Here is a 19892-nt window from a genome sequence, read left to right as displayed (position 1 = left end):
AATACACATGAAAGAAACACATGTGCACGTTCTCGAGGATGGAACCGTTCTTGAGCATACCCACGGGGAACAGGAACATGTGCATACTCACGATAGCACACATCCTCATCATCACAGCCACGCACAGACCAAGGCCGTACTCAACAGACTTTCCAGGGCCATTGGTCATATGGAATCCATTAAGCGTATGGTGGAGGAAGGACGTGACTGCAGCGAAGTGCTGATCCAGCTGTCAGCCGTAAAATCTGCGATCAATAATACAGGCAAGATCATACTGCAGGATCATATAGAACACTGCATCGTGGATGCAGTAGAGCATGGAGACAGGGATGCTATCAAAGAACTGGAAAAAGCGATTGACAGATTTATGAAGTAAGGTAAGGAGTTCATGAGAGATCATGAATGAGAAAAATGCACGGACAGAGAGTCAGTTCGGTCAGTGTAAATACAAAGAATGAGAGGAATCTATTATGGCAAAAGAGTGTAGCAATACATCCTGCAACAAATCAAGCTGTGAAGGCTGCGGAGAGAAGAAAAACCAGAGCCTCATGGCAGAACCAAATGTTTTTTCTGACGTAAAACATGTGATCGGAGTTGTCAGCGGAAAGGGAGGCGTGGGTAAATCCTTCGTAACAGGCTCCCTGGCAAACCTGATGGCTTCCAAGGGATATAAAGTGGGCATTATGGATGCTGATATCACCGGTCCGTCCATCCCGAAGATGTATGGCATCAAGGGCAATGCACAGGGCAGTGACAATGGGATCTATCCGATGCCAACTGCAAATGGAATCGAGGTTATGTCTGTAAACCTTCTTCTTCCGGATGAGGAGACACCGGTGATCTGGAGAGGTCCGGTCCTTGCAAATATGGTAAAACAGTTTTGGAGTGATGTGATCTGGGGTGAATTGGATTATCTCTTTGTAGATATGCCGCCAGGAACCGGAGATGTTCCGCTGACAGTATTCCAGTCCCTGCCGATCGAGGGTGTTGTGATCGTTACTTCCCCGCAGGATCTGGTCCGCATGATCGTCAAGAAGGCCTATAATATGGCTGATATGATGAAGGTTCCGGTCCTTGGAATCGTGGAGAACTATAGCTATGTGAAATGTCCGGACTGCGGAAAAGAGATCAAGGTCTTTGGCGAGAGCCATATCGATGAGATCGCTGCAGAATTGAAGGTTCCGGTCCTGGGCAAGATGCCGATTGACGTGAAGCTTGCAGAGCTTGCAGACAGCGGTCTGTTCAGTAAGATCGAGAATGAGTATATCACCGCGGCAGCAGACGTGATGCCGAAGGCTGAAGCGTAAGTAATAAGAATAATATCTGACCGATATCAATAACAGAAAAGACCACCGGAATTGAGTATATAAGGATTGTAATAACCTTATGGCAGATTCCGGTGGCTTTTTTTAACTGGATCAGGGAAATATCCTGCTTCAATCGCGAAAAGCAGTAAGCGGCAGGGACTTGATCGTATCAGATCTGGGAAAAATATTTCAGAAAACACTGGGCAGCCTGAGAAAGCTGCAGTGCTTCATGATGAGCGATCACGGCACTTCTTGCAGGCAGAGGTGTTTTCAGATGGACAGGTTCCAGGCCCGGACGGTTGCGGAGCATATAATCCGGGATACAGGCAATACCAAGTCCGATCTCTGCAAGATCGATCAGCAGATCGTTGCTGTTCAGTTCAACCTCAGGCAGCAGCTTCAGTCCCTGGGCTGCAAACACCTGATGAAGATATTCGCTGGTGGTACTCTTTGGAGCGAGCATCAGGATGGGATAATCCAGAAGATTTTCCATGGAAAGAGGAGATTTGCCCATGGTGAAATAGTCCGGATTTGCCACGAAGATATCCCGGAATTCCAGCACAGTCTGAAGCTTGGTGTGGGCCGAAAGCCGGGAATTCGGGTAGTTGGTGACGATCAGCTCAGCCTGGCCGTTTTCCAGAAGCTCCGCACATCCGATAGAAGTACTGTTGATGATCTTGATCCGTACCTCCGGATGATCCTTGTGGAAACGGCGGAGATAGGGGATGAGAAAATAGCGGCACAGAGTATCGCTGGCACCGATCCGCAGCTGACCGGTAAGATTTCCTTCTCCGGAAAGGACAGCCTCTCCCTCGTTTAGCATGGAAAGGGCCGGTTTTACATGTTGGAGAAGAAGCTCTCCCTCCGGAGTCAGGATGACCCGTTTGGTGCTGCGCACAAACAGAGTATGGCCCAGCTTTTTTTCAAGGTTTTTGACGGCCTGGCTTACTGCAGACTGTGAGATAAAAAGCTGTCTGGAAGCCTCCGAAAAGCTCAGTGTTGTGGCCACATAATAAAACACTTTGTAAAGTTCAAGATTGATATCCATATGTGAAAAATCCTCCGCTTATAAATGATATAAGATATATTAATTTTACTAATGATATTTCCTATGATACTATATTTTCAGCAGAAAAGAAAGACTGAAATGCTTTCTGCACGTTTACCATCCTTATTATCGGATATAGAGAAAGGAGCCTTCTATGAGCAACGTAAGACGTGTGTATGTAGAAAAGAAACCTGCCTTTGCAGTAAAAGCAAAGGAACTGAAACATGAGATCAAACATTATCTTGGTATCAGCACTGTGACAGCAGTCCGTGAGCTGATCCGTTATGACGTGGAGAATATCTCCGATGAAGTATTTGAGAAAGCCTGCAAGACCGTATTTGCAGAGCCGCCGGTAGATGATCTGTATCTTGAAAAATTTGATGTGGCAGAGGGCGCACGTGTATTTTCCGTAGAATTCCTTCCCGGACAGTTTGACCAGAGAGCAGATTCTGCAGTGCAGTGTGTACAGTTCCTGGATGAGAATGCAGCACCGATCATCCGTTCAGCAACTACTTATGTAATTGAAGGAACCGTTACAGATGCAGAGTTTGAGGCAATCAAACATCACTGCATCAACCCTGTGGATTCCCGTGAGACAGGTCTTGAGAAGCCGGAAACACTGGTAACAGTATTCCCGGATCCTGAGGATGTGAAGATTTTTGACGGATTCAAGGATATGGCTGAGGCTGATCTGAAGGAGCTGTACGCTTCTCTGAACCTCGCCATGACATTCAAGGACTTCCAGCATATCCAGAATTATTTCAGGAATGAAGAGAAACGCGATCCTTCCATGACAGAGATCCGCGTTCTGGATACCTACTGGTCTGATCATTGCCGTCATACTACTTTCTCCACAGAGCTTACCAGCGTGAAGTTTGATGAAGGTGATTATAAGACTCCTATCGAAAAAACATACAAAGAATATCTGGATGCCCATAAGAACATGTACAAGGGCCGTGACGATAAGTTTGTCTGCCTGATGGATCTTGCACTTATGGCAATGAAGAAACTGAAAGCAGAAGGCAAGCTGGCAGATCAGGAAGAGTCTGATGAGATCAATGCCTGCAGTATCGTGGTACCGGTGGACGTGGATGGAAAAGAAGAAGAGTGGCTGATCAACTTCAAGAATGAGACACACAACCATCCGACGGAGATTGAGCCTTTTGGTGGTGCGGCAACCTGCCTTGGCGGAGCCATCCGTGATCCGCTTTCCGGACGTACCTATGTATACCAGGCGATGCGTGTGACAGGTGCAGCAGATCCTACCGTATCCGTAAAGGAAACTCTGAAGGGAAAACTTCCGCAGAAGAAGCTTGTCCGCAGCGCAGCCCACGGCTACAGTTCCTACGGAAATCAGATCGGTCTTGCAACCGGTGCTGTAAAAGAGATCTATCATCCGGACTACGTTGCAAAACGTATGGAGATCGGTGCGGTTATGGGTGCGGCTCCGAGACGTGCGGTCATCCGTGAAAATTCCGACCCGGGAGATATCATCATCCTTCTTGGCGGACGTACCGGCCGTGACGGTATCGGCGGTGCAACAGGTTCCTCCAAGGTCCACACAGAGGCTTCCATCGAGGTTTGCGGCGCTGAGGTGCAGAAAGGTAACGCACCTACCGAGCGTAAGATCCAGAGAATGTTCCGCAGAGAGGAAGTCAGCCATATCATCAAGAAATGTAACGACTTCGGCGCAGGCGGTGTTTCCGTTGCCATTGGCGAGCTGGCACCGGGACTTCAGATCGACCTTGACAAGGTTCCGAAAAAATACGCAGGTCTTGACGGCACTGAGATCGCCATCTCTGAGTCTCAGGAGCGTATGGCTGTTGTAGTTGACCCGAAAGATGTGGATACTTTCCTGAAATTTGCAAATGAAGAGAATCTTGAGGCAGTTCCGGTTGCAGTTGTAACTGAGGAGCCACGCCTTGTCCTTAACTGGAGAGGAAAAGAGATCGTAAATATCTCCCGCGCATTCCTGGATACCAACGGTGCACATCAGGAGACCTCCGTTGAGGTTGAGATCCCGTCAAAGGACGGAAATCTTTTCGAGGAACGTCCGGATGTAACAGACGTAAAGAAAAAATGGCTGGATGTTCTTGCTGACCTGAATGTATGCTCACAGAAGGGCCTTGTGGAGATGTTTGACGGCTCCATTGGCGCAGGCAGTGTATTTATGCCTCACGGTGGCAAATATCAGCTGACAGAGACACAGTCCATGGTTGCAAAGGTTCCGGTACAGAACGGAAAAACAGAGACTGTTACCATGATGAGCTACGGCTTTGATCCATACCTTTCCTCATGGAGTCCGTATCATGGAGCTGCCTACGCAGTAACTGAGTCTGTTGCCAAGATCGTTGCAACCGGTGGTGACTATAAGAAGATCCGTTTCACCTTCCAGGAATACTTCCGTCGTATGACAGAAGATCCTAAGAGATGGAGCCAGCCGTTCTCCGCACTGCTTGGCGCTTATGCGGCACAGATCGGATTCGGCCTTCCTTCCATCGGCGGTAAGGACAGTATGTCCGGAACCTTCAATGATATTGATGTTCCTCCGACACTGGTGTCTTTCGCAGTGGATGTTGCAAAGGTAAAAGATGTGATCACACCGGAATTCAAAAAAGCAGGAAGCAGGCTGGTATGGCTCCGTGCACCGAAGGATTCCTATGATCTTCCGGATTACCCGGCTCTTATGGAGCAGTATGATAAATTACACCAGGATATCCAGGCAGGCCGTGTGATCTCCGCATATGCACTTGACCGTCATGGAATCGCTGCCGCAGTCAGCAAGATGGCCTTTGGTAACGGCATGGGCGTAAAGATCGAGCATAACCTTGATCCAAGAGATTTCTTTGCTCCGGCATTCGGTGATATCATCTGTGAGGTTCCGGATGGAAAAGTCGGTGAGCTTGCCATTACCTATACTGTGATCGGTGAGGTTACGGATAATGCGAAGTTCACCTATGGTGATACAGAGATTACTCTGAAAGAGGCGCTTTCCACATGGGAAGGAACTCTGGAGAATGTATTTAAAACAGCAGCAGGAACCGAGGATGTCAAGGCAGATGATGGTTCCCTTTACAAAGCAGACAGCATCTATGTATGCAAACATAAAGTTGCAAAACCACGTGTATTTATTCCGGTATTCCCTGGAACAAACTGCGAGTATGACAGCACCCGTGCATTTGAGAGAGCAGGTGCCGAGGTAGACGTAAAGGTATTCAAGAACCTTACAGCAGAAGATATCCATGATTCTGTAGAACTCTTTGAGAAAGCCATCGCTCAGGCACAGATGATCATGTTCCCGGGCGGCTTCTCAGCTGGAGATGAGCCGGACGGATCTGCGAAATTCTTTGCTACCGCATTCCAGAACGAGAAGATCAAGGAGGCAGTTATGAAGCTCCTCAATGAGCGTGACGGTCTTGCTCTTGGTATCTGCAACGGATTCCAGGCACTGATCAAACTTGGACTGGTACCGTACGGTGAGATCTGCGGACAGAAAGAGGATTCTCCGACACTGACCTACAACACTATCGGACGTCACGTATCCAGGATGGTTTACACCAAGGTTGTCAGCAACAAGTCTCCATGGCTTCAGAAAGCACAGCTTGGCGGCGTATACTGTAATCCGGCTTCTCATGGTGAGGGACGTTTTGTCGCAAACGATGAGTGGCTGAAGAAACTCAAGGAAAACGGACAGATCGCAACAGAGTATGTACCGGTAGATGAGACCGGATATGAGGGTGAGTTTAACGTAAACGGCTCTTATATGAACATCGAGGGTATCACAAGCCCGGATGGACGTGTCCTCGGAAAGATGGCACACAGTGAGCGTCGTGACGCAGGCGTTGCTGTTAATATCTACGGAGAACAGGATATCAAGATTTTCGAATCTGGTGTTGAGTACTTCAAGTAATATCCGTAAGCATGCAGTGGCAGGGGATTTCAGACCTCCCTGCCACTGTAAAAATACAAAAAAGCATATATTTTTTAAAAAATTAAAAAAAGTGAAAAAAACTGTTGACACAAGTCATAAACCATTATATAATAGCAAAGCGAGTTGCGGAACGGAAGAGTTCTTAAGACAAGCGTTTGTTATGGGATCTTAGCTCAGCTGGGAGAGCATCTGCCTTACAAGCAGAGGGTCATAGGTTCGAGCCCTATAGGTCCCATGTTACAAAAGAATATGGCGAGATAGCTCAGTTGGCTAGAGCACACGGTTCATACCCGTGGTGTCGAGGGTTCGAATCCCCCTCTCGCTATTTATATGGGATCTTAGCGCAGCTGGGAGAGCATCTGCCTTACAAGCAGAGGGTCATAGGTTCGAGCCCTATAGGTCCCATGTTACAAAAAAGATATGGCGAGATAGCTCAGTTGGCTAGAGCACACGGTTCATACCCGTGGTGTCGAGGGTTCGAATCCCCCTCTCGCTACTTAACAAAAGGTCTGAAGATTCAATTTCATTGGGTTTTCGGACTTTTTTTGTTATAAAATTCCGGTTGTCTGTGGTAAGACCAGATGTGAAAAGTTAAGATTGACATTTTACATCGTTTTTTTTATCATAGTAAAAGAATAGACATAACGAATCATTTCGGGAAATGAGGATTGTATAATGAAAAAAAGAATGCTTTTTGTTTTCAACCCCAAAGCAGGAAAAGGAAGAATCAAGATGCATCTGCTGGACATTGTGGATATCTTTAATAAAGGTGGTTACGAAGTGATCATCCGTGCCACGCAGGGACCGAAGGATGCTTATGAACAGGTGAAGGAATATGCAGATCAGGTGGATCTGATCGCCTGCAGCGGAGGTGACGGTACACTGGATGAGGTGGTTACCGGAATCGTGGAAGTGGGCAGCCAGACACCGATCGGGTATATCCCCGCAGGAAGCACCAATGATTTTGCCAACAGTCTGTTTATGCCGAAGAGTATGACTGCAGCTGCCTCCATGATCATGGAGGAGCAGATCTATCACTGTGACATCGGTAAATTTAATAACCAGACATTTGCCTATGTGGCTGCGTTTGGACTGTTTACCAATGTTTCCTATGAGACGGACCAGGATCTGAAAAATATCCTGGGACATGTTGCCTATGTGCTGGAAGGAATGAAACAGCTTTTTGAGGTGAAATCCTATCATCTGAAGGTAACTTCCGATGAGCTGACTGTGGAGAATGATTTTATCTACGGTATGATCAGCAATTCCAGATCTGTAGGTGGATTTAAGAATCTTACCGGAAAAAACGTGGATATGAATGACGGACTGTTTGAGGTGACACTGATCACCAATCCGAAGAATCCGCTGGAGCTTCAGGAGATCATGACTGCGCTTCTTACTGCAGAGGATAATACAGATCTGATCTATTCTTTTAAGTCTGCGCATGTTGTGATCGAGTCAGAGGAGGCTGTTCCGTGGACGCTGGACGGAGAGTTCGGAGGAGACCAGACCCGTGTGGAAATCGATAATCTTCATGAGGCCATGAACCTTTATCTTACCAGCAGCAAGAAACAGAAAAAAAGCCGGCTGAACCAGAAAATGCAGGAGATCAAGGAGATCACCCAGAAGAGCGAAGAATGATCCGGGTATCCGGAGATAAGGTGATCATACAGAGGTGAAAATGTCTTTCCTCATAAGAAAGACTGGATATACAGGAACGAAAAGGAGGAAGAAATGGGAGATTATATCAACGTAAAGGAAATCTTTGGCTGCGATGTATTTAACGATTCTGTTATGCAGGACCGTTTGCCGAAGAAGGTATACCGCGAACTGAAAAAGACAATAGAAGAGGGCAAGGAGCTGTCCATGGAGATCGCTGATGTGGTTGCACATGAGATGAAGGAATGGGCTATTGAGAAAGGTGCTACTCATTATTGTCACTGGTTTCAGCCGCTGACAGGTGTTACTGCCGAGAAACATGACGCATTTGTCACAGCGCCAAGAGAGGACGGCAAGGTACTCTTAAGCTTTTCAGGTAAGGAGCTGATCAAGGGTGAGCCGGATGCATCCTCATTCCCATCCGGAGGACTTCGTGCAACATTCGAGGCAAGAGGCTATACAACATGGGATTGCACATCACCTGCCTTTGTACGTCATGACGCAGCCGGCGGGATCTTATGTATCCCTACAGCATTCTGCTCCTATACAGGAGAGGCGCTTGATCAGAAAACACCGCTTCTCCGTTCTATGGAAGCGGTTAATACACAGGCACTTCGACTTCTTCGACTTTTCGGAAATACAACATCAAAAAAAGTAACTCCTTCCGTTGGAGCTGAGCAGGAATATTTCCTGGTTGACAAGCAGAAATGGCTCCAGAGAAAAGACCTGATCTACACAGGAAGAACTCTTTTCGGCGCCATGCCTCCTAAGGGACAGGAGATGGATGACCATTATTTCGGAACTATCCGTCAGAGAATCTCCGCATATATGAAAGAAGTCAACGAGGAGTGCTGGAAACTGGGTGTAACAGCCAAGACACAGCACAACGAGGTTGCACCTGCACAGCATGAGCTGGCACCGATCTACGCACCGGTAAATATTGCAGCAGATCACAACCAGATCATGATGCGTATCCTCAAAAAAGTTGCCAGCCGTCATGGTATGCGCTGCCTGCTTCATGAGAAACCGTTTGCAGGAGTTAACGGTTCCGGTAAGCACAACAACTGGTCCCTGACAACGGATGACGGGATCAACCTTCTTGAGCCGGGAAAAACTCCTCATGAAAATATCCAGTTCCTTCTTGTTCTCACCTGTATCCTGAAAGCCGTTGATGAGCATGCAGATCTTCTGAGAGAGTCTGCAGCAGACGTCGGAAACGATGAACGTCTCGGAGGAAATGAGGCACCGCCGGCAGTTATCTCCGTATTCCTTGGTGAGCAGCTTCAGGATGTTCTGGAGCAGCTGATCAGCACAGGTACCGCCACACACAGTAAGACCGGCGAGATCCTGGATACCGGTGTTAAGACACTTCCGGATTTCATGAAGGATGCTACAGATCGAAACAGAACATCACCGTTTGCGTTCACAGGAAACAAATTTGAGTTCCGTATGGTTGGTTCCCGTGATTCCATTTCCGAGTGCAACGTAGTTCTGAATACGATTGCAGCAGAAGTATTCCGCGATGCATGCGACCGTCTGGAAGCAGCAGACGATTTTGATACTGCAGTACATGACCTGATCAAGGAGTATGCGATCCAGCATCAGCGTATTGTATTCAACGGAAACGGATATGCACCGGAGTGGGAGGCAGAGGCAAAGAGACGTGGACTTCCGATTCTTCCGTCCATGGTAGATGCCATTCCTGCACTGACTACAGACAAGGCTGTGAAGCTTTTTGAATCCTTTAATGTATTTACAAGAGCAGAGCTTGAGTCCAGAGCAGAAATTCAGTATGAAGGCTATGCAAAGGCTATCAATATTGAGGCCAAGACCATGGTGGATATTGCTACCAAGCAGATCATCCCTGCAGTGATCCGTTACACAACAGTTCTTGCAGAGTCCATCAATTCTGTGAAGGCAGTGAGCGCAGCGCTTGATGTCAGTGTACAGACAAGTCTTCTGGAAAAATCCTCCGCACTTCTTGCTGAGACCAAGACAGCTATGGATAAGCTTTCCGGACTGATCGCTGAGTCGGAATCCCATGAAGAGGGACGTGACCGTGCTGTATTTTTCAGAGAGAGCGTGGTACCGGCAATGCAGGCTTTAAGAAAACCTGTAGACGAGCTTGAGATGATCGTAGATAAAGATATGTGGCCGATGCCATCCTACGGTGATCTGATCTTTGAGGTATGATCGGTTAAATAAAATACAGGAAATAAGAGATGTTTCCTGGGTGAAGCGGCATCTTTGAGATCAAATGACGGGACAGATGTAAGATCTGTCCCGTTTTTTACCTGACGGAGAAAGAATCTGTAAGCTGTTGTCCGTCATAGGATCATATAATAACTGCGGATGAGGATATCTGCGGCATTCAATCAGATTCAGGAGTAAGTATATATGATAGAATTAGAATTTTTAAAAGAACAGAACGTTTCCGAAAACCTGATCCACGGCATTGAGAAATTTCGAAAAAATTATAACGTTGATGAGGGGGCTGCAGCCAGAGTTTCCAGACCATCCATACCGTTCTACGGAAAAGAAATCCTGGAAATGTCCATTGCAGGACTTCTGGAAGGAGAAAATCTTCTTCTTGCAGGCCCAAAGGCCACGGGAAAAAATATCCTGGCAGAAAATCTGGCATATGCTTTTGGCCGCCCGGTTTACAATGTATCTTTCCATGTCAATACAAACAGCGGAGACCTGATCGGAACGGATACCTTTGTAAACAATGAAGTCTGCCTCCGAAAAGGGAGCATCTATCAGTGTGCCGAGTATGGTGGCTTCGGTATTCTGGATGAGATCAATATGGCAAAGAACGATGCGGTCTCTGTCCTGCATGCAACTCTGGACTATCGCCGCTCCATTGATGTTCCGGGCTATGACCGGATCGACCTTCATCCTGCGGCACGTTTTATCGGAACCATGAACTACGGATATGCAGGAACAAAGGAGCTGAACGAAGCTCTTGTTTCTCGTTTCCTGGTGATCGATATGCCCGCGCAGACAGAAGAAACCCTGGGATTTATTTTCCGCAAAATGTTCCCGGAGGCAAAGGAAAAGGCAGTGGAACAGTTTATCGGTGTATTTATGGATCTTCAGAAGAAATCCGTAAACAGCGAGATATCTACAAAAGCGCTGGATCTTCGAGGACTTCTGGCTGCCATGAAGATTGTTCGTGCAGGACTTTCTCCCCTGGCAGCAGTGCAGATGGGAGTGGTGAACAAAACTTTCGATATTTTTGAAAAGGAGATCGTGGACGATGTAGTCCGTACAAGGATCCCGGAAGAATGGACAAAGGACGATGTCTATGCATAAAGATCTGACAGAAGAACTTTCTATAGAAGATTACGAGATGGAGCTGGAAAACCGGATCCGTAATCTCCTCTGGACGGTAAGCGGCGATTATACCCTGGATGTGAAGCCGGATGTATCGCTGTTTCTCCGCTCAAAAGAGATCGCTCTTTACGATGGAATCAAACAGGGTGCTTTTGCCAGATATTTTGACAAAAATCTTCTTGGTCTTTATCTTGTAAAAAAAATCTATCTGGATGCATCTGAGACGGAGCTGACCGGGCTGACACAGCTATGTATTGAAGCGGCAGTGGGAGAGCGGATCTGCGAAGAGCGCCCGGGGGTTCGCCGCATGAGAAAAAAAGCTCTGGAAGATATCCTGGATCAGGAATATGAAACCCTGCCTTCCTACGATAAGCTGTTAGACAGGCTGAAAATTGCAGTATTCCGTGATGTACTTACAGGAAGCGTACAGCCTCTGGAGAAAAAACTGTCTGCATTCCGGGATCAGATCTATGCCTGTGCAGAAAGCGGAGACACCATGGAACTGATTCGGATCATCGACAGCCTCTATAATACGGTCATCGATCCGGACTTTGAGAAGAAAAACGGTTCCCTTGAACGGGTAATGGCGGTGACGCTGGAAGAACTGACGGAATTTGGCTGGGAAGACTACCTTAATGAAGAGATGTATGAGGAAGCCCTGGAAAATTATGTGGAAAAGCTCACAGACCGGATGACAGATATTGAAGATTCCTCGCTGACACAGGATATGGAAGAAAAACGTAAGGTGAAAAACAAGATCACGGTGATTTCAGAGGAAGCTCTTCAGAAAGCTCATACCTATGTGGAACTGAATTTTGGAAAAACCTATCTCACACCTGCAGAAGAAAAAAGAATGAACCATCTTATGTGCCGGGGAATACACGGAGACTGCAGCCTGTATTTTACAGAAGGAATCCTGAAAAATCCGGTTCGTGATAATTATCAGTACCAGTATGCAAAGCGTCTGCGTAATAAGAACATATGGACCTATCATGACAAGCACAGAATTGCAAAACGAAATATTGCCATATTGACTGAACTCCTGAAAAAAGCACTGGTGATCCGAAGTGAAAACCAGGAAGTCCTATCAGACCGTGGAACTATCGTTCCTTCCAGGCTGTGGCGTATAGGCAGAAGCTGTGAGGCAAATCTTTTCAAGAGGATTCTTCGTGGAGACAATACGGATTTTGTGGTGGATATACTGATCGATGCCAGTGGTTCACAGATGAGCCGACAGGGAGATGTGGCACTGCAGGCTTATATGATCAGTTCTGCCCTGAGCAATGTGGACATCCCTCATCGGGTTATGAGCTACTGCACATTCTGGGATCATACGATCCTGCACAGGTTCCGGGAATATGATGATCCGGTTTCGGCAGATGAGGATATTTTCAATTATGTGACTTCCTCCAACAATCGGGACGGGCTTGCCATAAAAGCAGCGGGATACAGTCTTTTGCAGAGAGAAGAGGAAAAAAAGATCCTGATCATCTTAAGTGACGGACGCCCCTACGATGTGATCATAAACCGTCCCAATGCAAAGAATCCGGCCCCTTACCAGGGAAAATATGCCATTTCAGATACTGCATCAGAGGTGCGGCGTCTTCGGAGCCAGGGCGTCAGTGTTCTGGGGGTATTTGCAGGCGAAGAGAAGGATCTTCCGGCGGAAAAGAAGATTTTTGGAAAGGATTTTGCCTATATCCGTGATATCGGAAATTTCTCGAAGATCGTAGGACGATATCTGACAAAACAGCTGGAGGCGGACAACTGAAAAAAAAAAGCATTTTTTTAAAAATATATAATATTCAATTGAAAGGAATAAGGTCACTATGTTAGCATACAAGCTGCATAGTGACCAATTATTTGCTTATAATTATACAGAAAATTGTAAATTATATATAATATCTCAGATATAATTCCTTGCAAAATAATGCGGAATTTGCTATACTATATTACGTTACTAATTTAATAGATAAAGGGAGAGGAAATATGAACAAAAACACAGAGTTCAAACCTTACATTCCTGCGGAGAAAGTCACTCCGGAGCTCACAGTTACATCTGTGATCATGGGATGTATCCTTGCTGTCATCTTCGGTGCAGCCAATGCTTACCTTGGCCTTCGTGTTGGTATGACAGTATCTGCCTCCATTCCGGCGGCAGTTATCTCCATGGGTGTTATCCGCGTGATTCTTCGTAGAAACTCCATTCTGGAGAGCAATATGGTCCAGACCATCGGCTCAGCCGGTGAGTCTCTTGCAGCAGGTGCTATCTTCACCATGCCTGCACTGTTCCTCTGGGCAGAGGAAGGACTTTCAGACAAGCCAGGCATCGTTGAGATCACTCTGATCGCACTTTGCGGTGGTATCCTTGGTGTACTTTTTATGGTGCCCCTTCGTAATGCCCTCATCGTTAAGGAGCATGCAACTCTTCTCTATCCGGAAGGAACTGCCTGTGCAGACGTTCTTCTTGCCGGTGAGGAAGGAGGAGCCAATGCTTCCACAGTATTCTCCGGTATGGGACTTGCTGCTATCTTCAAATTTGTTGTTGATGGACTGAAGCTTCTTCCGGCAGATGTTTCAGCAGCATTTAAATCCTTCAAGGGTGAGATCGGTATGGAGGTTTATCCGGCACTTCTCGGTGTTGGTTATATCGTAGGACCGAAGATCGCATCCTACATGTTTACAGGTTCTCTTATTGGCTGGATGGTCATCATCCCGCTGATCTGCCTGTTCGGACCTGACACATGGATGTACCCGGCAGCAGAGGGAACAACAATTGCCCAGCTTTACGCAAACGGCGGAGCAGCAGCAATCTGGTCTACTTATGTTAAGTATATCGGCGCAGGTGCCATCGCAACAGGTGGTATCATTTCTCTGATCAAATCCCTGCCGCTGATCGTTACAACCTTCCGTGACTCCATGAAGAGCATGAAGGGAAGCAAGAACACAAGCACAGAGAGAACAGCACAGGATCTTCCGATGCAGTTCATCCTTCTCGGTATTGTTGCAATGGTATTTATCATCTGGATCGTTCCGGCAATCCCGGTGACTCTTCTTGGTGCATTTATCATCGTAGTTTTTGGATTCTTCTTTGCAACAGTATCTTCCCGTATGGTAGGTCTTGTAGGAAGCTCCAACAACCCGGTTTCCGGTATGGCTATCGCTACTCTTCTGATCGCCACATTTGCGATCAAGAGCTCCGGTAAAACAGGTATCGACGGAATGACAGCAGCAATCGCTGTTGGTTCTGTTATCTGTATCATCGCAGCAATTGCCGGTGATACCTCTCAGGACCTTAAGACAGGATACCTTCTTGGTGCTACACCTAAGAAGCAGCAGATGGGCGAGATGCTCGGTGTTGTTGTTTCAGGTCTTGCTATTGGCGGTGTTCTGTATCTTCTGAATGCAGCATGGGGCTACGGTACAGCAGAGATCCCTGCTCCGCAGGCTCAGCTTATGAAGATGATCGTTGAGGGAATCATGGGTGGAAACCTTCCATGGGGACTTGTATTTGTAGGTGTATTCCTTGCAATCTGCCTTGAGATCCTCCGTATCCCGGTAATGCCTTTCGCAATCGGTCTTTACCTTCCGATCTACCTGAACGCAACTATCATGATCGGTGGTATCGTTCGTGGATTACTTGACCGCAGAAAAGGCGTTGACGAAAAAACTAAGACAGCTCAGGCTACAGATGGTACCCTGTACTGTGCTGGTATGATCGCCGGCGAGGGTCTTGTTGGAATTCTTCTTGCGATCTTTGCAGTTGTCGGTATCAGTCTTGATATGTCCGGCGTTGTAAGCCTTGGAAATATCGGCGGTGTTGTGCTGATGATCATCATGATCCTGTCACTGCTTAAATTCTCTATCTGGAGAAAGAAGAAAGCCTGATGAGAAAAAACAAAAAGGATAAGAAACAGGATATCAACTATCTTGATCTGATCCCGGAAACAAACCAGTCGATCCGGTGGCACCGGGACCTGAAGCAGCGGATCATTCTTGAGATAGAGAATAAGGGTATGTTCAATACCATCGCGCAGAAGGTTTTTGGCAAGCCAAGGTTTTCCAAGGTTCATCTTGATGAAATGGGAACTTTTATCTGGCCTGAGATCGATGGAGCCAAAACCGTGCAGGAGCTTGCCCTGCTGGTGAAAGAACATTTCGGAGATAAGGCAGAACCGCTTTATCCGAGAATCGTAAAATACTTTCAGATAATGGAAAGCTATGAATTTGTTCATTTTATAAATAAAAAGACAGAGAAATAGCATGGAGAACGGGAACGGACGCAGAATAGTGTACGGTCCCGTTCTTTTTATGACACGTCAGTACGGGAAACTGATGCAGTTGTCGTATGATACTATAGCATTTCCGGGATTTTTACAGTGGAATGGAAATATTGCGGACATTTCATGACAGAAATTTTGAGAATCGCTGTAAAAAATGAAAGGAGCACTTTATGAGTCTTGTGGAAAAAAAGAACTGGTATCTGGATTATCTTCTGATCATAGTAGGAACCGGGCTGATGGCACTTGCCATCAATTCCGTTTTTGATGCAACCGGGCTGGTAACAGGCGGCTTTTCCGGTATTGCGATCCTGGTGAAGCACTGGACCGGTGGAATCATAGATGGCGGAGTTCCGCTGTGGCTTACCAACATCACGCTGAACATCCCGCTGTTTTTTCTGGGATGGCGGATCAAAGGCTTTTCCTTTGTAAAAAAAGCTCTGGTCGGTGAGATCTCCCTCTCAACCTGGCTTGCCATTCAGCCGGTGTGGAATATTGCGGGAGATGATCTTCTTCTGGCTGCTGTATACGGTGGCGTAATCCTGGGAATCGGCATCGGAATGGTTTTCCTCGGACAGGGAACCACAGGCGGAACGGATATGATGGCAGCACTGATCCAGAAGTATATAAGTCATTATTCCATCGCACAGATCATGCAGTTTATTGATGGGCTTATTGTGATCGTGGGAATGTATGTGTTCGGTATCCAGCGGGCCCTGTATGCCATCATTGCGGTTTATCTGGTAACAAAAGTATCCGACAGTCTGATCGAAGGTCTGAAGTTTTCCAAACAAACATTTATCATCACGGAGAAGCCGGATGAGGTTGCCAGAGTCATTATGGAAGACCTGGATCGCGGAGCGACAGGGATCTGTGGCAAGGGGATGTATTCGGGTCAGGAGAAGACGATCATCTTCTGTGTGGTAAACAAAAAGGAAATTGTGAAGCTGAAAGAGATGGTAGATGATATCGATCCCAACGCTTTTGTGATCGTTTCCGATGCAAGAGAAGTTCATGGAGAAGGTTTTATAGAGAAAAATTAGGCGGATTTCAACAAAAATTTGTAAATTTTTTCAGTTTTCCTCTTTCATTTTTGGTGATTTTGTATTAAAATAGCCGTAGATAGAGAGGGAAAGACAGAAGATAAGCATACACATAAGTGAGAAGGGATTGAACGGAATGATATCGAATCAGGTGTTACAGAATACGCTCGAGGGACTTAAAGAAATATCAAGGACGGAATTTTGTGTCATTGACACAGACGGCAAGGTACTTGCGTCTACCTTTTCTGATTTTGAAATCCAGCCGGCAGATATCCAGGCTTTTGTAGAATCCCAGGCAGACAGCCAGCTTGTCAAGGGATTTCAGTACTTTAAGGTCTGTGATGATTATCAGTTGGAATATGTCCTGGTAGCCCACGGAGATGATGAGGATACTTATATGGTAGGCAAGCTTGCAGCCTTCCAGATCCAGAATCTGATCGTTGCGTACAAGGAGCGTTTTGACAAAGACAGCTTTATCAAGAATCTTCTTCTTGATAATCTTCTTCTGGTGGATATTTACAACAGAGCGAAGAAGCTTCATATTGAAGCAGATGTCCGTCGTGTAGTTATGATCCTGGAACTGAACCAGGAGAAAGATCACAGCTCTGTAGAGAGCGTGAAGAGCCTTTTTGGCGGAAAGAGCAGAGATTTTATCACTGCTGTTGATGAGAAGAGCATCATTATTGTCAAGGAACTGGAAGAGGGAGAGGGCTATCCGGAGATGGATAAGCTGGCTCATACTATTATGGATACTCTGGATCTGAATAAAGATGGTGAGGATGTCCACATGGCATACGGTACCATTGTCAATGAGTTGAAAGAAGTTTCACGTTCCTACAAGGAAGCGCGTATGGCCCTTGATGTAGGTAAGATCTTCTTCGGAGACAGGGAAGTTATCGCATACAGTTCACTTGGAATCGGACGACTGATCTATCAGCTGCCTATTCCTCTGTGTAAGATGTTTATCCGCGAGATCTTTGATAACAAATCTCCGGATGATTTCGATGAGGAGACACTTGTCACCATCGATAAATTCTTTGAGAACAGTCTGAACGTATCTGAAACTTCACGTCAGCTGTATATCCACAGAAATACGCTGGTATATCGTCTGGATAAACTCCAGAAGAGTACAGGCCTTGATTTGAGAGTGTTTGAGGATGCCATTACATTTAAGATCGCGCTGATGGTTGTTCGATATATGAAATATATGGAGACATTAGAGTATTAATAGCATTCAGAATGCAGGATTTCGCACTCTGCTGAACTGTCTTAAATGCATTATTTACGAGGACTGCTATAGAATTTTTAAACTGCCGCTTATTCCTTCCCGGAATAGGTGGCAGTTTTTGTATGAGTGTTTTTCATCATGGAATATTGTGTAAATGTCCCCCTCCCCGGGTGGAAGCATTCACGAAGCGTGTTACTGAGAACGGAGTGAACAATAACGAATTCACATGAACTTCACAGATAACATCCATGACTCTATTGTAATTTTGGTATTTTTACGTTAAAATAGATAATTTGAAGAGGTCTGTTGGTCATTGTTCACTGGTAATATTCTGCGAAGTGTGTTACTGAGAATGGAATGAACAGTAACGGTTGTGGGCCTGGGAAATTTATTCTTGCATTTAAACAGAATATATATTACAATAATGTTACAAAAAAATTAAGAGAATTATGCTTTTATAATATAGAGGAGGATATATATGATCGATCTTGTAGATGTGAGCAAATCTTACGGCCCGGGTCTTCCGGCTGTGAATCATGCGAACTTACATGTTGATAAAGGGGAATTCGTATTTGTAGTAGGAAGCAGTGGTTCTGGTAAATCCACACTGATCAAGCTTCTGATGAAAGAACTGGATTCTACCAGCGGAACGATCACAGTCAGCGGAGAACGTCTGGAGAAGATGAAACACAGACGCGTTGCCAAGTATCGCAGAAAGCTTGGGGTAGTATTTCAGGATTTCCGTCTTTTAAAAGACCGTAATGTATATGAGAATGTAGCATTTGCGCAGCGTGTCATAGGAAGACCTACTCGTGTGATCCGCAAACGTGTGCCGGAGGTTCTCCAGGAGGTAGGACTTGCAGGAAAGTATAAGGCATACCCGGATGAGCTTTCCGGTGGTGAGCAGCAGAGAGTTGCTCTTGCCAGAGCACTGGTAAACCGCCCGGACATCCTTCTGGCAGATGAGCCGACCGGAAATCTGGATCCGAAAACCTCCGAAGAGATCATGGCTCTGATGGAGCAGATCAATGACAGAGGAACCACAGTTCTGGTAGTCACCCACAATAAGGACATCGTCAATGCCATGCGCAAGCGAGTAGTTACCATGCACAACGGCAAGATCATCAGCGATGAGAAAGAGGGAGGATATCATGAGGCCTAGTACGATCTGGTATACCCTGAAGCAGGGATTTAAGAATATAAAAAGAAACTGGATGTTTTCCCTGGCATGTATCATCACAATGGCAGCCTGCATTTTTCTGGTAGGCATTTTCTATTCCATCGTGAACAACGTCGGTAATATTGCCCATAAGGTGGAGGAAGAAGTACCGATCACAGTATTCTTTGATGAGGGCACTTCGGAGGAAGAGATCCAGGCGATCGGCGATGCTATTCAGTCCAGGCCGGAAGTGGCCAGGATGGAATATCAGTCCGCAGATCAGGCATGGGAAGAATATAAACAGAAATATTTTGGAGATGAAGATGCGGCAGATGGATTTAAAGATGATAACCCTCTTGCCAATTCATCCAATTATCAGGTATATCTCAATGATATTACCAAGCAGACAGAACTGGTGAATTATATCCAGGGACTGGAACATGTCCGGAAGGTAAATCAGTCTGAACAGGCATCCAGGACACTGGGGTCCATCAACAAGCTGGTTTCTTATGTGTCGATTGCCGTGATCGCAATCCTTTTGATCATTTCCATATTCCTGATCAGCAATACAGTATCTATGGGGATTTCCGTCCGTAAGGAAGAAATCGGAATTATGAAATACATAGGAGCTACAGATGCTTTTGTACGACTGCCATTCCTTCTGGAAGGTATGATCCTCGGTGTGATCGGTGCGGCGATACCGCTGATCTGCCTGTTTTTCCTGTATAATTCCGCTGTAGAGTTTATTCTGACAAAATTCAATGTATTGACAGGAATCGTGGATTTCATTCCAATCTGGCAGATTTATGAGGGTCTGGTTCCTATGGGACTTGGACTTGGTGTTGGAATCGGTCTTCTGGGAAGCTTTTTCACAACAAGAAAACATCTCAGAGTATAACCA

General features: G+C 46.1%; 14 protein-coding genes and 4 tRNA genes. 17 read left to right on the top strand and 1 reads right to left on the bottom strand.

Annotated features, from left to right (window positions below):
• Window positions 1–7: 7 nt before the first annotated feature.
• Window positions 8–376 carry a metal-sensing transcriptional repressor gene (locus tag DWX61_RS05315; RefSeq protein ID WP_118513024.1) on the top strand — a complete coding sequence of 123 codons (369 nt, stop codon included), beginning with the start codon at window positions 8–10 and terminating at the stop codon, window positions 374–376.
• Between the two features lie 94 nt (window positions 377–470).
• Complete coding sequence (locus DWX61_RS05310; RefSeq protein ID WP_118513025.1) at window positions 471–1307, top strand: Mrp/NBP35 family ATP-binding protein; 837 nt, start codon at window positions 471–473, stop codon at window positions 1305–1307.
• Between the two features lie 169 nt (window positions 1308–1476).
• On the opposite strand, the gene DWX61_RS05305 is transcribed toward DWX61_RS05310, so the two are convergent.
• Window positions 1477–2355, bottom strand: a complete 879-nt coding sequence (locus tag DWX61_RS05305; protein ID WP_021650784.1) for a LysR family transcriptional regulator — start codon at window positions 2353–2355, stop codon at window positions 1477–1479.
• A 154-nt stretch (window positions 2356–2509) separates the two neighbouring features.
• Here DWX61_RS05305 and DWX61_RS05300 point away from each other — a divergent pair, with 154 nt between their 5' ends.
• From DWX61_RS05300 to ftsX, 15 genes are all read left to right on the top strand, one after another.
• Window positions 2510–6265, top strand: a complete 3756-nt coding sequence (locus DWX61_RS05300; protein WP_118624171.1) for a phosphoribosylformylglycinamidine synthase — start codon at window positions 2510–2512, stop codon at window positions 6263–6265.
• Between the two features lie 183 nt (window positions 6266–6448).
• Window positions 6449–6521 (top strand) — tRNA-Val (locus DWX61_RS05295).
• 16 nt (window positions 6522–6537) lie between these two features.
• Window positions 6538–6611 (top strand) — tRNA-Met (locus tag DWX61_RS05290).
• A gap of 7 nt (window positions 6612–6618) precedes the next feature.
• Window positions 6619–6691, top strand: a tRNA-Val gene (locus DWX61_RS05285).
• A gap of 17 nt (window positions 6692–6708) precedes the next feature.
• Window positions 6709–6782 (top strand) — tRNA-Met (locus tag DWX61_RS05280).
• A 179-nt stretch (window positions 6783–6961) separates the two neighbouring features.
• Entirely contained in the window at window positions 6962–7927 is a 966-nt protein-coding gene (locus tag DWX61_RS05275) for a diacylglycerol/lipid kinase family protein (protein WP_059085348.1), read from the top strand.
• A 93-nt stretch (window positions 7928–8020) separates the two neighbouring features.
• Window positions 8021–10138, top strand: a complete 2118-nt coding sequence (locus DWX61_RS05270) for a glutamine synthetase III family protein (protein ID WP_118624169.1) — start codon at window positions 8021–8023, stop codon at window positions 10136–10138.
• Between the two features lie 204 nt (window positions 10139–10342).
• Window positions 10343–11260 carry an AAA family ATPase gene (locus tag DWX61_RS05265; protein WP_118624167.1) on the top strand — a complete coding sequence of 306 codons (918 nt, stop codon included), beginning with the start codon at window positions 10343–10345 and terminating at the stop codon, window positions 11258–11260.
• The gene (locus DWX61_RS05260) at window positions 11253–13052 is read left to right on the top strand and encodes a vWA domain-containing protein (RefSeq protein ID WP_118624165.1); all 1800 of its coding nucleotides are present in this window, start codon (window positions 11253–11255) and stop codon (window positions 13050–13052) included. Before DWX61_RS05265 ends, DWX61_RS05260 begins: the two co-directional genes overlap by 8 nt.
• 218 nt (window positions 13053–13270) lie before the next feature.
• On the top strand, window positions 13271–15169 hold the full coding sequence (locus DWX61_RS05255) for an OPT family oligopeptide transporter (RefSeq protein WP_118513029.1): 1899 nt from the start codon (window positions 13271–13273) through the stop codon (window positions 15167–15169).
• Window positions 15169–15543: a PqqD family protein gene (locus tag DWX61_RS05250; protein WP_021650789.1), complete on the top strand. Its 375-nt coding sequence runs from the start codon at window positions 15169–15171 to the stop codon at window positions 15541–15543. Before DWX61_RS05255 ends, DWX61_RS05250 begins: the two co-directional genes overlap by 1 nt.
• Window positions 15544–15734: 191 nt before the next feature.
• Window positions 15735–16604 (top strand): YitT family protein, encoded by an 870-nt coding sequence (locus DWX61_RS05245; protein ID WP_118513030.1) that lies wholly within the window; start codon window positions 15735–15737, stop codon window positions 16602–16604.
• A gap of 136 nt (window positions 16605–16740) precedes the next feature.
• Window positions 16741–17832: a PucR family transcriptional regulator gene (locus DWX61_RS05240; RefSeq protein WP_015526970.1), complete on the top strand. Its 1092-nt coding sequence runs from the start codon at window positions 16741–16743 to the stop codon at window positions 17830–17832.
• 478 nt (window positions 17833–18310) lie between these two features.
• Entirely contained in the window at window positions 18311–18994 is a 684-nt protein-coding gene (gene ftsE / locus DWX61_RS05235) for a cell division ATP-binding protein FtsE (RefSeq protein WP_015526972.1), read from the top strand.
• Window positions 18984–19889 (top strand): permease-like cell division protein FtsX, encoded by a 906-nt coding sequence (gene ftsX, locus DWX61_RS05230; RefSeq protein WP_118624163.1) that lies wholly within the window; start codon window positions 18984–18986, stop codon window positions 19887–19889. Before ftsE ends, ftsX begins: the two co-directional genes overlap by 11 nt.
• Window positions 19890–19892: the final 3 nt, after the last annotated feature.

It is taken from the genome of Ruminococcus sp. AF20-12LB (assembly GCF_003478985.1).
Lineage (GTDB): Bacteria > Bacillota > Clostridia > Lachnospirales > Lachnospiraceae > Blautia_A.
Note: the sequence above shows the minus strand (reverse complement) of the source record. Positions and strands in the feature narration are given on the sequence as shown.

Coding starts and splice junctions, on each gene's coding strand:
- DWX61_RS05265 (WP_118624167.1), top strand. CDS start 10,343: ATGATAGAATTAGAATTTTTAAAAGAACAGAACGTTTCCGAAAACCTG.
- DWX61_RS05250 (WP_021650789.1), top strand. CDS start 15,169: ATGAGAAAAAACAAAAAGGATAAGAAACAGGATATCAACTATCTTGAT.
- DWX61_RS05255 (WP_118513029.1), top strand. CDS start 13,271: ATGAACAAAAACACAGAGTTCAAACCTTACATTCCTGCGGAGAAAGTC.
- DWX61_RS05305 (WP_021650784.1), bottom strand. CDS start 2,355: ATGGATATCAATCTTGAACTTTACAAAGTGTTTTATTATGTGGCCACA.
- DWX61_RS05240 (WP_015526970.1), top strand. CDS start 16,741: ATGATATCGAATCAGGTGTTACAGAATACGCTCGAGGGACTTAAAGAA.
- DWX61_RS05270 (WP_118624169.1), top strand. CDS start 8,021: ATGGGAGATTATATCAACGTAAAGGAAATCTTTGGCTGCGATGTATTT.
- DWX61_RS05310 (WP_118513025.1), top strand. CDS start 471: ATGGCAAAAGAGTGTAGCAATACATCCTGCAACAAATCAAGCTGTGAA.
- ftsX (WP_118624163.1), top strand. CDS start 18,984: ATGAGGCCTAGTACGATCTGGTATACCCTGAAGCAGGGATTTAAGAAT.
- ftsE (WP_015526972.1), top strand. CDS start 18,311: ATGATCGATCTTGTAGATGTGAGCAAATCTTACGGCCCGGGTCTTCCG.
- DWX61_RS05275 (WP_059085348.1), top strand. CDS start 6,962: ATGAAAAAAAGAATGCTTTTTGTTTTCAACCCCAAAGCAGGAAAAGGA.
- DWX61_RS05315 (WP_118513024.1), top strand. CDS start 8: ATGAAAGAAACACATGTGCACGTTCTCGAGGATGGAACCGTTCTTGAG.
- DWX61_RS05300 (WP_118624171.1), top strand. CDS start 2,510: ATGAGCAACGTAAGACGTGTGTATGTAGAAAAGAAACCTGCCTTTGCA.
- DWX61_RS05245 (WP_118513030.1), top strand. CDS start 15,735: ATGAGTCTTGTGGAAAAAAAGAACTGGTATCTGGATTATCTTCTGATC.
- DWX61_RS05260 (WP_118624165.1), top strand. CDS start 11,253: ATGCATAAAGATCTGACAGAAGAACTTTCTATAGAAGATTACGAGATG.